Raw genomic sequence first — 14,141 nt, forward strand, 5'->3', positions numbered from 1 at the left:
ATGACAACACTGTTCGGAACCGACGGTGTTCGCGGTGTCGCGAACACCGAGCTCACTCCCGAGCTGGCGTTGACTTTGGGATTCACGGCTGGACTGCGGCTCCGTGGCGAGTCGGGCACTGCCGTGGTCGGTCGCGACCCCAGAGTCTCCGGGGCCATGCTCGAAGCCGCGGTCTGCGCGGGTCTCGCGAGCGCTGGCGTCAGCGTCCTCCGCGTTGGCGTGCTGCCGACCCCTGCCGTCTCGTGGCTCGTCAAAGAGCTCGGGGCCGATCTGGGCGTGATGATCTCGGCTTCGCACAACCCGATGCCGGACAACGGCCTCAAGTTCTTCGGCGCAGGCGGCGGCAAGCTCGACACGGAGACCGAGCACTTGTTGTCCGCCGACGTCTCGCGGGTGCGCAAAGGCGGCAAAGCGAGCTGGGGCTGGGGCGAAGGGGAACGGCCCACCGGCGCGGGAGTCGGCGATCTCACCGATTTCGTTGACGGCGCGGCGCGTTATTTGACCCGTTTCACGCCGATCACCCCGAACGCCGAAGGGCTGCGGGTGGTCGTCGACTGCGCGAACGGCGCGACTTCCCGGCTCGCGGCGCAGGTGTACGAGGCGACCGGGGCCGAAGTCATCATGCTCAACGCCGAGCCGGACGGGCTCAACATCAACGACCGATGCGGCTCCACCCACCTCGACGTCCTGCGCGCCGCAGTGCTGGAGGAGGGCGCCGACCTCGGTCTCGCCCACGACGGGGACGGCGACCGCTGCCTCGCGGTGGCAGGGGACGGCGACGTGGTGGACGGCGACGCCATCATGGCGATCCTGGCGCTCGGCCTGCACGAGCAGGGCCTGTTGCGCCACAGCAAGCTCGTCGTGACGGTGATGAGCAATCTCGGCCTGCACGTCGCGATGCGGCAGGCGGGCATCGAGCTCGAAGTCACGCCGGTCGGGGACCGGCATGTGACGGACGCGCTGCGCGAGGGCGGATACTCCCTCGGCGGCGAGCAGTCCGGGCATGTGGTGCTGCCGGACATGGGCGAGTCCGGTGACGGCATGGTCACCGGCCTGCGGTTGATCTCTCGGCTCGTGGAGACGAAGAAAAGCCTCGCCGAGCTCGCGTCTGTCGTCCAGGTGTACCCGCAAGTGCTGGTCAACGTCCCCGTGGTCGACAAGCTCGCCGCCGCGGGCGACGCGGCGGTGCTCGCCGCGGTGTCCGCCGCGCAAGAGCGCCTCGGCGACAACGGGCGCGTGCTCCTTCGCCCCTCTGGCACCGAGCAGCTGGTCCGTGTCATGGTGGAGGCCGAGTCGGCGCTCTCCGCGCACGAAGTGGCCGAGCAAGTGGCCCATCTCGTCCGCGCCACCAACCTGAAGTAGGGCACGCAGTCCAAATCGCGATCTGCGGCGTTGTCGGCCGTGGGGGGGCGTACCGCGCTCGTCCCTCGCTTTTTCGTACGCCACGCGGCCTTCCGCCGCGCATCTCGCCGATTTGGCTCGGCGTGGGCGTGAGGGGGCGCCGTATCTCTTGCCGGGCGTGTGGGCCGGTGTTACTCTCATCGCAACGCGCGTCGACGTGGGCCTTCCCGCTCCCGGGGCAGCGCGGTTTTGCGATAAAAGACGGACTTGAGCTGCGAAGAGAAGTATTCGCGCAGTTTTCTTGGGATGAAGTTGTCCACAGGAGCAGTGGAACAAATATTCGGTGGAACCGCAGAGGGCTTTGAAACGTCGAACATAGCAGAACCACAACTTCTCATGGCGATAAGACAATTTTTCCCAACGACAAGAAGGGGGCGAGAGCCTTGGCGAAAATGCAACCGGCGGAAGTGCGCCGCATTGGCTCCGAGCTGCAGGGCGACGGGAATCAGGTCGGAAGGATCGGGACGGATGTCGTCACTGCGGGAAATCTCCTGGTCTCGGCGCTGAGCGGCACGCCCGTCGCCGGGCAGGCGCAGGGGATCGCCTCCGGCTTCGACCAGCTTGAGGAGTCGTTGAACAAATACCACGACTACCTCGCCGCGTACGGGCAGTCGTTGATCAGCGCCGCCGCGTCCTACGAGAAGGTCGACGAGCACCACGGCCACGCGTTCGCCTCGGTCAACAACAAGATCGACCAAGCGGACGCGCCGCTGCGCGGTTACCAGGGCTGACCGGCGCGGGACGAAGGGAAGACGATCATGACTGCTCCGTCGACGGGGAGAGAACTTATTCAGAGCCAGACCGTGGCGCAGGGGCTGGAAGCGGTCGACCAGGTGCGCGCGGGCGCTCCCGCGATGGCCTCGGTGGGGGTTCCCGTGCATGTGGGCCTGTCCGGCGCGGACTTGCAGCGCAAGTACGACCAGTGGGACCCGTTGAGCCTGCAGCGGCTCAGCGGGGCGGCAGACCTTTTGAACAACACAAGGACGAGGCTCGAGGAGCTTCGCGCGCACGCGGACTCGACCGCCGGGCAGCTCTCCGGCGTGTGGCCGGACCAAGCGGGCCAGGCGGCGTACGGGAACTACCAGCAGGCAGCGGCCCGCGCCCAGGCCGATCTGGTGAAGGTCGGGCAGTTCTCCCGTGCGCTCGGCGCGTACCAGGGCTCGCTCACCGAATATCTGACCGAGCTGCACAAGCAAGCCGACGTTATTTTCTCCAACCTGGTGGGCAGCCTCGGCCAGTACCGGACCACGGGCGCGATCGTCCAGGCGGTGCAGCAGATCCAAAAGCTGATCGACCAGCGGCCCGCGCCGCAGAACGCGCAAAGCGTGGTCGACGCGCTGCGCCAGCAGTTGCAGAACCAGGTGGCCGTCCCGACCGAATGGGCGGTGACGCAGTTCCAGCAGCTGCTCGCCCTGGTCGAGCAGCAGGCCGGGGCCGCGACCGAGCTTTTGGCCAACACGCTGCAAGGCGTCGACACAAGCCCGTACAAAGTTCCCGAGTTCCCGATCACCTGCGAGCCGGACCACCCCGACGACTGCGGCTGCGAGGACAAGAAGCAGCAGGGCGACGGCGCGGCCGCCGCGGCGAGCGGAGCCGCAGTGCCCGCTGCCGCCTCTGCGGCAGCCGCGACCGCTCCGGCCTCGTCTGGCACGGGCGGTGGTTCCGGCGGCGGCACGGGCGGTGGATCAGGGGGAGGCTCCGCAGGCGGCTCCGACTCGGGCTCCGGCGGCGGCTCGTCTGGCAAGGGCGGCGGCTCGGGCGGCGGCTCTGGTTCGGGCGACGGCAAAGGCTCGGGCGGCGGCAAGGGCGACGACAGCGGTAAAGGCGGCGGCGAAGGCAAGGGGCCGGATCTGAGCTTCATCAGCGATATCGCCAAATCCATCGGCGACATCATCGGCAAGGGCGTCGAGGCGGCGGGCCAGCTCGGCTCGGGCATCGCGGGCGCGGTCGGCTCGGGCCTTGGCGCGGTCGGCACCGCGCTCGGCGGGACGGACTTCTCGAAGCTCGCGGGCGACGACTCGAAGAAGGGGACCGACGCGGCAGCGGACGCCGACAGCACGGACGAAGCCGAGTCCACGTCCGCTGACGACTCCGCCGACACAGGCGACGCGGGCGACACCGAGGCCGGCCTCGCAGGCGAGGCGGGCCTCACGGGCGAGGCGGGCCTCGACGGGACGCTCGACACCCCCGTCGGCTCGGTGGGATTGTCGGCGGACGGCGCGGTGGCCCTCCAGGACGGCGGCGCCGTGGTGGCGCAGTCGAGCGGTGGCCCGTACTTGGAGGGATCTGTCCCGGCGGGAGCCGTCGGCCATGCCGAGCCCGCCGCCGCTGTCCCGGCGACGCAAGGGAGCCATGGCGAGTTCGAGGTCGAGTCCAACGAGCTGAAGGTGCCTGCTCCTGCGGAGGAGCAGGCCTCGGCGCCGCAGGTCTGCGCCGTTCCCGCGACAACGCCGATTTCCGCCGTCCCGAGCGCGATCCCGAGTTTCTGAGCCAAGGCCATGGACCCTGTCGAGCAGCTGTACCACCTTCAGCTTGAGAGCCGGAAGCAGACACAGCAGCTGCAACGCGAGACGACTTCGGGTTTCGAGTACTTGCGCAAAAGCGCAGAAGCTTCGAGCCGCCGGGTCCAGCAGAGCCTCGGCCAGGGCAGTCCGCAGTCCGCGCGTTCGTCGGACCGGGGCTGGGCTTCGAGCACTCGGAACATCGGCGGCCCGGCGGCCCCGCAGGAGATCAAATCCCCGGAGGAGGCTGTCCCGCCTGGGCTGCCTGCGGACTTGCGGAACATCCTGATCCGCAACCAGCAGATGGAGCAGCGGTGGCGGCGCGAGTTCGCCGAGCGTCTCCGCCAAGCGGGCGAAGAGCGGCCCGGCGCGTTCCCTGGTCGGGCCGAAGACCCAAGGCGGCAAGCCGAGCAGCAGCGCGGCTTGCCGCAGCCGAGGCAGGCCGCGCCGACCAGGACGCCCGCGCCGCAGCAAGGCGCGCGTGTGAAAGGCCGGGGCTGGGGCGACAGCACGCGGCGGATCGGCCCGCCGCACGGCGACGATTGACGAGAGGGACGGCTCGGCGGCGAGGCCTAGCCGAGCAGCGCGCGAATCGCGCTGACCGGGTTCCGCTCGATCGCGGTCGCGTCGAGCGGGGCGACACCGGGTAGCTCCGCGTCGGGGTTGGCGAACGCCGCGTAGTCCTTGTCTTTGGCCAAGGCCGCAAGGAGCCAGCCGGTGAGCTGCGCGTGGATCCCGTTCCGCCCTGCTCCGAAGTCGAATTCGACCAGGCCGCGCGGTCCGCGCCGCTCCGGCAGCTGCTCCGGGCGGAACTCGGGGATGGCGCGCAGCGCGGCTTCCCCGCCCCACGCGAGCGCCAGCTCGGTGGCGTTCGAGGTGAGCGACAGCTCCTCCGCCACGGTCGTGAGGATCAGGCCAGGCGCGGCGATCTCTTCCGCGGCTTGGACCGTTGTCGCGGTGGTCTTGCTCGGCCACAGCGCGGCGACGCCCGCCAAAGCGGGCTCCTTCGCGGCCGCGAGCACGGCGGCCGAAGCCCCGAAGCCGTGCCCGACGATCCCGAGCCGTTTCGCGTTCGCCCGAACCCGGCCCTCGCCGAGCGTCGCGCTGCGCAGCACCTCCAAAGTCCGGACGAGGTCCGAGGCGAAATCCTTGTCGCTCGCGAAGAAACCGCGTCCCGTGCTCGGCGCGGCGACGACGAACCCCCACGAGGCGAGGTGGCGAAGTGTCCGCTGGTAGCGTTTCGGATGCGTCGTCCAGCCGTGCGCGAACACCACGGCTGGCGCGTTCGAGCCGCTCGCGGGGGAGAAAACGAGCCCGGGAACGCCTGCGGCTCCGAGGTCTCCGCGCACCACCCGGTTCGGCCCGGTGCGAGTCAGCCGGGGGAGCAGCGCTTTCGGGTTCTTCGCCATGGACGTATCCTAGCGCGGATGACGCGATCCCACGTGAGACGGCCTGAGCGGTCCGAACGGCCAGGGGCGGCCAAACTTGAGAAGCGGGCCACCTGGCTGCTCTGGGCGGCCCTGCTCGTCGGCGGCACGGTTGTGGGGGTCTTCAGCCTCGTCATCGGGACGATCAACGTCATCGCCTCCATCGTCGGCGCAAGCACTGGCCAGAACACCGGCGGCTGGCTGAACCTGGTGTGGTACTTCGTCGGCGGCGCGCTGCTCGTCGTGCTGCCGTGGTCGATCCTCGCGGTCGTCGTCTCCGGTTCCAGGCGGCGCAGGCGCGTCTGGTTCTGGCCTGTCGCCGGGCTCGCCGCGGCGGGCGCGACCACGGCGGGGCTGGCGAGCGTCTACGGGTTCTTCTGAGTCGTAGCAGATCAGTGGCGGCGAGCGTGGCGCCATAGACTGCCTCGGGTGTCGTATCCCCGCCCGCAGGGCTGGTACCAGCCGCCCCCGCCCCGGCCGAGCGCCGCAGAGAAGGCGGCCACCTGGGTCCTGTGGACGTGCTTGGTCCTTCTCTCGCTCTGCGGCAGCGGTGTGTTTTTTCTGTCCGGGCTGCTCTGGTGGCTGGTGCGCGACTTCGCCGCTTCCCTGGACGCCCCGACCGGCGAGCACGCGACGCAGATGACGGCGTGGTCCCTTGTGCTGAGCTTCGTGCTGCTCATGGAGCCGTGGCTGGTGCTGGTCGTCGTGCTCAGGGGGCTGAAGCGAGAGCGGCACGTCTGGTATTGGCCGGTGACCGCGTTGATCGTCGCGGTCGCGATCATCGTCGACCTCGTCGTAGCAGGCAGTTAGCGCACCGACGTTCCCGGCCGCCCCCGCAAGTCGTTATGGATTTGCCGCCGATTCACCTACCCTAGACGGCATGTGCGGCATCATCGGCTACGTCGGCCATCGGCAAGCGACCCCAGTCTTGATGGAGGCGTTGCGCAAGATGGAGTATCGGGGGTACGACAGCGCGGGTATCGCCGTGGTCACCAAGGAGCACGAGCTCGCAACGGCGAAGAAGGCCGGGCGGATCGCGAACCTGGAGGCCGAGTTCGACGGCGGCCCCGAGTTCCTCGGCAACCTCGGGATGGGGCACACCCGCTGGGCCACCCACGGCCGCCCGACCGACCGCAACGCGCACCCCCACCTTGACCCCACCGGCCGGGTCGCGGTCGTGCACAACGGGATCATCGAGAACCATCTGCGTTTGCGCGAAGAGCTCGAAGCCGTCGGAGTCGAGTTCGCGAGCGACACCGACAGCGAAGTCGCCGTCCATCTGGTCGCCCGCGCGGTGGCCGACGGCCCGACCAAGGGCGACCTCTACGCCAGCGTCCAGGCTGTCGCCGCGCGGCTGCACGGCGCGTTCACCCTGGTCTTCACCCACGCCGACCATCCGGGGACCATTGTCGCGGCCCGGCGGTCCACCCCGCTCATCCTCGGCGTCGGCGAGGGCGAGATGTTCCTCGCCTCCGATGTCGCGGCGTTCATCGAGCACACCAGGGAGGCGGTCGAGCTCGGCCAGGACGAAGTCGTCGCCATCACCCGCGAGGGCTACCAGATCAGCTCCTTCGACGGAGAGCCGCGCACCGGCAAGCCGTTCCACATCGACTGGGACCTCGAAGCGGCGGAAAAAGGCGGCTACGAGCACTTCATGCTCAAAGAGATCGCCGAGCAGCCCGCCGCGATCGCCGACACCCTCCTCGGCCATTTCGACGGGGGCCGGGTCGTGCTCGACGAGCAGCGCTTCACCGACCAGGACCTGCGGGATGTGGACAAGATCTTCGTCGTGGCCTGCGGCTCCGCGTACCTCTCCGGCCTCATCGCCAAGTACGCCATCGAGCACTGGACGAGGCTCCCGGTCGAGGTGGAGCTCGCGAGCGAGTTCCGCTACCGAGACCCGGTGCTGGACAGCTCGACCCTGGTCCTCGCCATCTCGCAGTCCGGGGAGACCCTCGACACCCTCGAAGCCGTCCGGCACGCCAAGGAGCAGGACGCGAAGGTCCTCGCCATCTGCAACACCAACGGCGCGCAGATCCCCCGCGAGGCAGACGGGGTGCTCTACACGCATGCCGGGCCGGAGATCGCCGTCGCGTCCACGAAGGGCTTCACCACCCAGGTCGCCGCGAACTACCTCGTCGGCCTCGCGCTCGCCCAGGCCAGGGGCATGAAGTACCCGGACGAGGTGGCGCGCGAGTACGCGGAGCTCGAAGCGGTGCCGAAGCTGCTGCAGCACGTGCTCGACCAGATGGGTCCGGTGCGCGAACTCGCCACCGAGCTCGCCGGGGCCTCGACCATCCTCTTCCTCGGCCGCCACGTCGGCTACCCTGTGGCGCTCGAAGGCGCGCTCAAGCTCAAGGAGCTGGCGTACATGCACGCGGAGGGCTTCGCGGCGGGCGAGCTCAAGCACGGCCCGATCGCGCTGGTCGAAGAGGGCGTCCCGGTGGTGGTCGTCGCGCCGCCAGCGAAGTCCATGCTGCACGCCAAGGTGCTCAGCAACATCCGCGAGATCCAGGCGCGCGGGGCCCGCACCATCGTCATCGCGGAAGAGGGCGACGACGGCGTCGCGCCGTACGCGGACCACTTGTTCACCATCCCCGCGACGTCGACGCTGTGCCAGCCGCTGCTCTCGATCGTCCCGCTGCAGGTGTTCGCGGCCCAGGTCGCCATCGCGCGGGGCCTCGACGTGGACAAACCGCGCAACCTCGCGAAATCTGTCACGGTGGAGTAGCCGCCTGCCAAGTAGGCTGGACTCCGATGCTCTCGTACTTCGCCGCCGCAGATGTGAAAGCCGCCGACGCGGCACTGGTCGCGACACTGCCGCCGGGCGTCCCGATGCGCCGGGCCGCGTTCGGCTTGGCGCAGGTCGTGCTGCGCGAATTGCGGCAGATCCACGGGCGCGCGGTCGGCCAGAAGGTCTGGTTGGTCGTCGGCTCGGGGGACAACGGCGGCGACGCGCTGTGGGCCGGGGTATTCCTCAAACGCCGGGGCGTGGACGTGAAGGCGCTGCTGCTCAGCCCGGAGCGGGCGCACGCCGAGGGCCTCGCCGCGTTCCGCCGGGTTGGCGGGCGGGCGGTCGCCGATGCGACCTGGAAGGATCTGCTCGGCGACCTGTGTCTTCAGCGGGGGATCCTGGTCGACGGGGTGACCGGTTTGTCCGGGAGGGGGCCGTTGCGGAGCGAGCCTGCGCTGATCTTCGACATGCTGCTGCGCTGCAGCCCGCCGGTCCGGGTCGTCGCGGTGGACGTGCCGAGCGGCGTCGATCCGGACACCGGGGCGGTCGACGGGCCTGCCGTCTTCGCCGACATCACCGTGGCGATGGGGGTGCGCAAGCCGGTCCACGCGCTGAATCCGGAGCATTGCGGCCGGGTGGAGCTGGTGGACGTCGGCTATCGAGAAGCCGGGCTCCAGCGCTGGTCCGGCGAGCTCAACGGCAGGGGGCCGCTCTTCCACAGCTGGCAGTGGCACTATCCTTCGGACGACAAGTGGTTGTCGGTCCCCGGCCCGGACGATGACAAATACACCCAGGGCGTGGTCGGCGTCGTCGCTGGCTCGCCGACCTATCCGGGAGCCGGGGCGTTGTGCGCGGCAGGAGCGTTGGCGATGACCTCCGGCATGGTGCGCGCGGTGGGGCCTGCGGCGAAAGCGCTGGTCGCGGTCCATCCCGAACTTGTGGTGAGCGAGGATTTCGATTCGACCGGACGCGTCAACGCCTGGGTGATCGGCCCGGGGGCGGACGAGTCGACGCAGGATCTCCTGCTGCGGGTCCTCGCAACAGATCTCCCGGTGCTCGCCGACGCCAGCGCCTTGCGCCTGGTCGCGGACGCGATCAAACACCGTGCGGCTCCGACTCTGATCACACCGCACGACCGGGAGTTCGAGGCGTTCGCGGGCAGGCCGGTCGGCGCGGACCGAGTCGCGGCGGCGAAGGCGCTGGCGGCGGAGACCGGGGTGACGGTGCTGCTCAAGGGCCATGCCACGGTCATCGCGGACCCTGATGGCGACGTGTGGGTGAACACGGCGGGGAACTCGTGGGCCGCCACTGCGGGCTCCGGGGACGTGCTCTCCGGTATGACGGGGGCTTTGCTCGCCGCTGGATATTGGGATCCGGACGAGGAGGCGGAGGACAGCGTCGTGCATCGTCCGCTTGCCGCCGCCAGGGTCGCCGCCGACATCCACAGCCGAGCGGCGGACCTCGCCGCAGGCGGCGCGAGAGGCGCTCCCATCACCGCCAGCAGGCTCGCCGCGCATATTCCCGAAGCGATCCGCGCCGTACGGGGTATGTTCAGAGGATGATTTCGTCTCCTGCCGTGCAGGCGACTGTGGACCACGGCGCGCTCGCGCACAACGTCCGGCTGCTCGTCCAAGCCTCGGCTCCCGCCCAAGTCATCGCGGTGCTCAAGGCGAACGCCTACGGGCACGGCGCCGTCCCCGTGGCGCGGACCGTCCTGGCCGCAGGCGCGGCGCAGCTCGGTGTCGCGACCCTCGCCGAGGCCTTCGAGCTGCGCGCGGGCGGGATCGACGCGCCGATCATCGCCTGGCTGCACGCCTACGACCCCGACGAGGCGGTCGAGGTGTTCGCGGAGGCGGTCGAGCTCGGTGTCGAGCTCGGGGTCTCCACCTCGGCGCAGTTGCGGGCGGTGGCCGAGGCCGCGTTGCGTGCCGACCGGCCCGCCGTCGTCGCGGTGAAAGTCGACACGGGCCTCAACCGGGGCGGGTTCGCGCGCGCCGACTGGGACAAAGCGTTCGCCGACCTCGCGAACGCGGAGGCCGCCGGAGCGGTCCAGGTGCGCGCGGTGTTCAGCCACCTCGCCAACGCCGACCGGCCCGAGTACCACACCAACGCCGAACAGGCCAGAGGCCTGCGGGAGGCGGTCGCGCTCGCCCGCGAGGCGGGCCTCGACCCGAAGCTGGTGCACCTCGCCAACTCTCCCGCCGTGCTCACCCGGCCGAAGGCGCTGGTGGACGGGCTGCCCGTGTTCAACGCGACCCGGCCTGGCGTGGCGGTCTACGGGCTCTCGCCGATCTCGGGCCGGGATTTCGGGCTGATCCCGGCGATGACGCTGACGGCGCGGGTCGGCCTGGTCAAGCGGATCGAAGCGGGCGACGGCGTCTCCTACGGGCACGACTTCGTCGCGCATGCGAGCACCACGCTGGCCCTCCTGCCCATCGGCTACGCCGACGGCCTCTCTCGCGCGCTCGCCGGAAAATTCGAGGTCGTGATCCGAGGCAAGCGCTACCCCGGGGTGGGCCGGGTGTGCATGGACCAAGTGATGGTCGACCTCGGCCCCGGCGTGCCCGCCGTCGGCGAAGGCGATATCGCGACCCTGTTCGGCCCCGGCAAGGACGGCGAGCAGACGGTGGACGACTGGGCGAAAGCGGCTGGCACCATCAACTACGAGATCGTCACCCAGATACGGGGGCGTGTGAAACTCGCGCATATCAATGCCTGAGCCAAGGACGCCCGAGCCAAGGACGCTCGCCACTCCAGACGAGACCAGGAGCCTTGGAAAGGAGCTTGCCGCCCAATTGCGGGCGGGCGACGTGATGGTGCTGATCGGCCCGATGGGGGCGGGCAAGACGACGTTCACCCGAGGGGTCGCCGAAGCGCTGGGAGTCCAGGGCAGGGTGCAGTCCCCGAGCTTCGTCATCGTGCACACGCATCCCGCCGCCGACGGCGGTCTCGCGCTCGCGCATGTGGACGCGCAACGTCTCGGCGGCCACGCCGAGTTCGAGGCGTTGGAGCTGGAGGACGCGCTGGCGACGGGGGTCGTCGTGGTCGAGTGGGGCGACGGGCACGTCGAAGGGCTCGGGACGCGAACGCTCGAAGTCCGGATCGAGCCGGACTGGGCGAGCGACGTCCGCCGGATCAGCTGGGAATGGCGCGGCTGACCCGGTGGCATTGTCGGTCGCCGGACCTGCGCTTTGGACATGAGAGCGAAGCCGGGGCCGATCATCACGGTGGAGCAGTGGGAGGCGCTGCCGGAGACGGAGCACAAGGCCGAGCTCGTGGAGGGGGTGGTGGTCATGGAGCCGCCCGCCACGTTCGGGCACAACAATGGGCAAAACCAACTACAGTGGGTCCTGCGCGGTTTTCTACCGAGAGAGCGATGGGCCGTGACGCGGGACAACGGCGTCTACTTGCAGCGGGAGTTTCCGCCAGCCGATCGCGTGCCCGATCTCATGGTGATCCGCAGGGAAGCGTTCGATCGGACCAAGCACAGCTTTGAAAAATCTGACGTGGTGCTGGTCGTGGAGTTTGTCTCCCAAGGCAGCCGGGGCAGGGATGTGGTGAAAAAACGCCATGAGTATGCCAAGGCCGGCATCCCGCATTATTGGATCCTCGACCTGGACGCGGCGGATCCGCCTGCGCGATTCCTCGCCCTCGAACTCGGAGCCGATGGCCAGTGCCACGAGCAGGAGGGCGTCTCCGACGGCGAGCGCATCGCAGTGACGGACCCGTTCGAGGTCTCCTTCGCCATCGCGGATGTGATGGAAGACTAAGCCGCGCCGGTACACTTGAGCGGCCATGCTTGTACTCACCATCGACACCTCGACTGAGACCACCAATGTCGGTGGAGTTTGGTTTGACGGCCTGGACGGCAAGATTCAGAACGTCGTGACACGCTCTGCGGTCGACAGCAAGCACGTGGAGCAGATTGCTTCGTTGGCTGAGGAAATCCTTGAGTGGACGGACGGAGCCGCGCAGGGCTTGGACGCCGTGGTCGTCGGTGTTGGGCCTGGGCCGTACACAGGATTGCGGATCGGGATCGCTGCGGCTGCGGCTTTCGGCGATGCGCTCGGCGTCCCGGTGCACGGCGTGTGCAGCTTGGACGCTTTGGCCGTCGAGGTGGATGAGGATTGGGACAATCCCGGCCGGGTGTTCCACGATGTGCTGTCTGTGCTCGACGCCAAGCGTCGGGAAGTGTTTTGGGCTTTGCACCACGATGGGCAGCGGGTGCTTGGGCCTGCGGTATGCCGTCCGGACGAGCTGCCGGGTTTTCTTGAGGGGCGGAATGTGGACGTGTCTGTGGGGGCGACGCAGCTTCTGCCGAGTTCTGTCACTGAGCTTTTCGGCGGGGTGCGGCCCCAGAGCCCGCAGCCTTGGGGGCTCGCCACACTCGCCATACCGGCTCTCCTCGCGGGCGAGCCGCCCGCGTCGCTCGTCCCGCTGTACCTGCGCCCGCCGGACGCCAAGCCGCCCGCTTCGATGAAGGGGATCCCGGCATGACCACATGGGCGACAGTGGACGCGTTGCGCGAGGTCGACCTGCCGCGCGTCGCGGAGCTGGACCAGGTCCTGTTCCAGCAGGAGGGGCCCTGGACGCTCGCGATGTTCAAGGGCGACCTCAAAGCCGGCCACACCCGCTATTTCGCGGCGCGGGACCTCACCGGCCTGGTGCTCGGGTACGCGGGGGTGGCCTTGCTCGGCGACACCGCCGAAGTCGTCACCATCGGCGTGGACCCAGCCGCCCAGCGCACCGGCGCGGGCCGGGCGCTGCTCGGCGCGCTCTTGTACGAGGCGGAGGGGTGCGAGGTGTTCCTCGAGGTCCGCGCGGACAACGAGCCCGCCATCCAGCTCTACGAGGCCGAGGGGTTCGAGCAGGTGGCGGTGCGCAAGAACTACTACCGCCGCGTCGGGAAGGACGCCGTGGTGATGCGCCGCCCGCCGGAAGCCGGTGACGGATCGTGATCGTCCTCGGGATCGAGTCAAGCTGCGACGAGACCGGCGCGGGGATCGTGCGGGTGGAGTCCGACGGGACGTTGACGCTGCTCGCCGACGAGGTCGCCTCCAGCGTGGCGGAGCACGTCCGGTTCGGCGGGGTGGTGCCCGAGATCGCGGCCCGCGCGCATCTGGAGGCGATCCGGCCCACCGTGCGGCGCGCGCTCGAAACCGCGCAGATCGACAAGCCCGACGCGGTGGCGGTCACCATCGGCCCCGGCCTGATCGGCCCGCTGTCGGTCGGCGTTGCGGCAGCGAAGGCGTACGCGCTCGCTTGGGGCGTGCCGTTCTACGCGGTGAACCACCTCGGCGGCCATATCGCGGTGGACCAGATCGAGCACGGCCCGCTGCCGCCAGCGGTGGCGCTCTTGGTCTCCGGCGGGCACACTCAGATCCTCAAGGCGCAGAGCCTCGCAGAGCCGCTGGTCGAGCTCGGCGCGACCGTGGACGACGCGGCGGGCGAGGCGTTCGACAAGGTCGCCCGCCTCCTCGGGCTCGGCTATCCCGGCGGGCCGGTGGTGGACAAGCTCGCGCAGACCGGCGACCGGTCGGCGGTGAAGTTCCCCCGGCCCATGACGGGCCCAAAGGACGGCTACGACTTCTCGTTCTCCGGCCTGAAAACAGCGGTGATCCGGCACCTGCAGGTGAACCCGGACCATGTGAAGGCCGATGTGGCGGCGGGGTTCCAGGAGGCGGCGGCGGACGTGCTGACGGCGAAAGCCGTCGCCGCGGCGCAGGAGCACGGCGTGACGACCCTGGTGCTCGGCGGAGGAGCCTGCGCGAACAGCCGCATCCGCGCGCTCGCCGAAGAGCGCTGCGCGGCGGCCGGGATCGAGCTTCGGGCGCCGAGGCCGAGGCTGTGCACGGACAACGGCGCGATGATCGCCGCGTTCGGCGCGGGATTCGCGGCGGCGGGGGCCAAGCCCTCGGCGCTCGACGTGGGCCCGACGCCGGGGCTCAGCGTGGGCGTCAGCCTGCTCTGAAACGTGACGGTGGCTGTCGGAGCCATGGCTTACTTTTGAATGCGACCGACGGGGAAGATCGTCGGGCGGGCGCTGTGGGTCTCTCTCCATGGCCCTGAATAAGGAAG

At 69.6% G+C, this 14,141-nt stretch carries 15 protein-coding genes; 14 read left to right on the forward strand and 1 reads right to left on the reverse strand.

Features of this window, described 5'->3' with window-relative positions; translation table 11 throughout:
- The 4 genes from glmM (at nucleotide 1) to ACRC20_RS02095 (ending at nucleotide 4,448) form a co-directional block, all read left to right on the forward strand.
- Nucleotides 1–1,362 (forward strand): phosphoglucosamine mutase, encoded by a 1,362-nt coding sequence (glmM, locus tag ACRC20_RS02080; protein ID WP_438684677.1) that lies wholly within the window; start codon nucleotides 1–3, stop codon nucleotides 1,360–1,362.
- Nucleotides 1,363–1,793: 431 nt separating this feature from the next.
- Complete coding sequence (locus tag ACRC20_RS02085; RefSeq protein ID WP_438684733.1) at nucleotides 1,794–2,132, forward strand: hypothetical protein; 339 nt, start codon at nucleotides 1,794–1,796, stop codon at nucleotides 2,130–2,132.
- 27 nt (nucleotides 2,133–2,159) lie between these two features.
- The gene (locus tag ACRC20_RS02090; RefSeq protein WP_438684678.1) at nucleotides 2,160–3,890 is read left to right on the forward strand and encodes a hypothetical protein; all 1,731 of its coding nucleotides are present in this window, start codon (nucleotides 2,160–2,162) and stop codon (nucleotides 3,888–3,890) included.
- A 9-nt stretch (nucleotides 3,891–3,899) separates the two neighbouring features.
- Entirely contained in the window at nucleotides 3,900–4,448 is a 549-nt protein-coding gene (locus ACRC20_RS02095) for a hypothetical protein (RefSeq protein ID WP_438684679.1), read from the forward strand.
- A gap of 26 nt (nucleotides 4,449–4,474) precedes the next feature.
- Here ACRC20_RS02095 and ACRC20_RS02100 read toward each other — a convergent pair whose 3' ends face one another.
- Nucleotides 4,475–5,311 (reverse strand): dienelactone hydrolase family protein, encoded by an 837-nt coding sequence (locus tag ACRC20_RS02100; protein ID WP_438684680.1) that lies wholly within the window; start codon nucleotides 5,309–5,311, stop codon nucleotides 4,475–4,477.
- Between the two features lie 18 nt (nucleotides 5,312–5,329).
- On the opposite strand from ACRC20_RS02100, the gene ACRC20_RS02105 reads away from it, so the two are divergent.
- The 10 genes from ACRC20_RS02105 to tsaD all read left to right on the forward strand — a co-directional run bounded on the left by ACRC20_RS02105 (nucleotide 5,330) and on the right by tsaD (nucleotide 14,034).
- Nucleotides 5,330–5,710, forward strand: coding sequence for a hypothetical protein (locus ACRC20_RS02105; RefSeq protein WP_438684681.1), 381 nt, complete (start codon nucleotides 5,330–5,332; stop codon nucleotides 5,708–5,710).
- A 48-nt stretch (nucleotides 5,711–5,758) separates the two neighbouring features.
- A complete protein-coding gene (locus ACRC20_RS02110; RefSeq protein ID WP_438684682.1) occupies nucleotides 5,759–6,139 on the forward strand; it encodes a hypothetical protein in 381 nt (126 codons plus the stop codon).
- Between the two features lie 70 nt (nucleotides 6,140–6,209).
- Nucleotides 6,210–8,060, forward strand: coding sequence for a glutamine--fructose-6-phosphate transaminase (isomerizing) (glmS, locus tag ACRC20_RS02115; protein ID WP_438684683.1), 1,851 nt, complete (start codon nucleotides 6,210–6,212; stop codon nucleotides 8,058–8,060).
- Between the two features lie 26 nt (nucleotides 8,061–8,086).
- Nucleotides 8,087–9,625 (forward strand): NAD(P)H-hydrate dehydratase, encoded by a 1,539-nt coding sequence (locus ACRC20_RS02120; protein ID WP_438684684.1) that lies wholly within the window; start codon nucleotides 8,087–8,089, stop codon nucleotides 9,623–9,625.
- The gene (gene alr / locus ACRC20_RS02125; protein ID WP_438684685.1) at nucleotides 9,622–10,782 is read left to right on the forward strand and encodes an alanine racemase; all 1,161 of its coding nucleotides are present in this window, start codon (nucleotides 9,622–9,624) and stop codon (nucleotides 10,780–10,782) included. The genes ACRC20_RS02120 and alr overlap by 4 nt, the downstream gene beginning before the upstream one ends.
- A complete protein-coding gene (tsaE, locus tag ACRC20_RS02130) occupies nucleotides 10,775–11,221 on the forward strand; it encodes a tRNA (adenosine(37)-N6)-threonylcarbamoyltransferase complex ATPase subunit type 1 TsaE (protein WP_438684686.1) in 447 nt (148 codons plus the stop codon). Before alr ends, tsaE begins: the two co-directional genes overlap by 8 nt.
- Before the next feature lie 39 nt (nucleotides 11,222–11,260).
- On the forward strand, nucleotides 11,261–11,833 hold the full coding sequence (locus tag ACRC20_RS02135) for a Uma2 family endonuclease (protein WP_438684687.1): 573 nt from the start codon (nucleotides 11,261–11,263) through the stop codon (nucleotides 11,831–11,833).
- Nucleotides 11,834–11,858: 25 nt separating this feature from the next.
- The gene (tsaB, locus tag ACRC20_RS02140) at nucleotides 11,859–12,560 is read left to right on the forward strand and encodes a tRNA (adenosine(37)-N6)-threonylcarbamoyltransferase complex dimerization subunit type 1 TsaB (RefSeq protein ID WP_438684688.1); all 702 of its coding nucleotides are present in this window, start codon (nucleotides 11,859–11,861) and stop codon (nucleotides 12,558–12,560) included.
- Nucleotides 12,557–13,021: a ribosomal protein S18-alanine N-acetyltransferase gene (rimI, locus tag ACRC20_RS02145; protein ID WP_438684689.1), complete on the forward strand. Its 465-nt coding sequence runs from the start codon at nucleotides 12,557–12,559 to the stop codon at nucleotides 13,019–13,021. Before tsaB ends, rimI begins: the two co-directional genes overlap by 4 nt.
- Complete coding sequence (gene tsaD / locus ACRC20_RS02150) at nucleotides 13,018–14,034, forward strand: tRNA (adenosine(37)-N6)-threonylcarbamoyltransferase complex transferase subunit TsaD (RefSeq protein ID WP_438684690.1); 1,017 nt, start codon at nucleotides 13,018–13,020, stop codon at nucleotides 14,032–14,034. Before rimI ends, tsaD begins: the two co-directional genes overlap by 4 nt.
- Nucleotides 14,035–14,141 lie beyond the last annotated feature (107 nt).

It is taken from the genome of Segniliparus sp., from assembly GCF_051660745.1.
In the GTDB taxonomy this organism is placed as follows: Bacteria; Actinomycetota; Actinomycetes; order Mycobacteriales; family Mycobacteriaceae; genus Segniliparus.

Excerpts from the sequence above, each read along its gene's own strand:
- glmM (WP_438684677.1), top strand. The coding sequence starts at position 1 with ATGACAACACTGTTCGGAACCGACGGTGTTCGCGGTGTCGCGAACACC.
- ACRC20_RS02085 (WP_438684733.1), top strand. The coding sequence starts at position 1,794 with ATGCAACCGGCGGAAGTGCGCCGCATTGGCTCCGAGCTGCAGGGCGAC.
- ACRC20_RS02090 (WP_438684678.1), top strand. The coding sequence starts at position 2,160 with ATGACTGCTCCGTCGACGGGGAGAGAACTTATTCAGAGCCAGACCGTG.
- ACRC20_RS02095 (WP_438684679.1), top strand. The coding sequence starts at position 3,900 with ATGGACCCTGTCGAGCAGCTGTACCACCTTCAGCTTGAGAGCCGGAAG.
- ACRC20_RS02100 (WP_438684680.1), bottom strand. The coding sequence starts at position 5,311 with ATGGCGAAGAACCCGAAAGCGCTGCTCCCCCGGCTGACTCGCACCGGG.
- ACRC20_RS02105 (WP_438684681.1), top strand. The coding sequence starts at position 5,330 with ATGACGCGATCCCACGTGAGACGGCCTGAGCGGTCCGAACGGCCAGGG.
- glmS (WP_438684683.1), top strand. The coding sequence starts at position 6,210 with ATGTGCGGCATCATCGGCTACGTCGGCCATCGGCAAGCGACCCCAGTC.
- ACRC20_RS02120 (WP_438684684.1), top strand. The coding sequence starts at position 8,087 with ATGCTCTCGTACTTCGCCGCCGCAGATGTGAAAGCCGCCGACGCGGCA.
- alr (WP_438684685.1), top strand. The coding sequence starts at position 9,622 with ATGATTTCGTCTCCTGCCGTGCAGGCGACTGTGGACCACGGCGCGCTC.
- tsaE (WP_438684686.1), top strand. The coding sequence starts at position 10,775 with ATGCCTGAGCCAAGGACGCCCGAGCCAAGGACGCTCGCCACTCCAGAC.
- ACRC20_RS02135 (WP_438684687.1), top strand. The coding sequence starts at position 11,261 with ATGAGAGCGAAGCCGGGGCCGATCATCACGGTGGAGCAGTGGGAGGCG.
- tsaB (WP_438684688.1), top strand. The coding sequence starts at position 11,859 with ATGCTTGTACTCACCATCGACACCTCGACTGAGACCACCAATGTCGGT.
- rimI (WP_438684689.1), top strand. The coding sequence starts at position 12,557 with ATGACCACATGGGCGACAGTGGACGCGTTGCGCGAGGTCGACCTGCCG.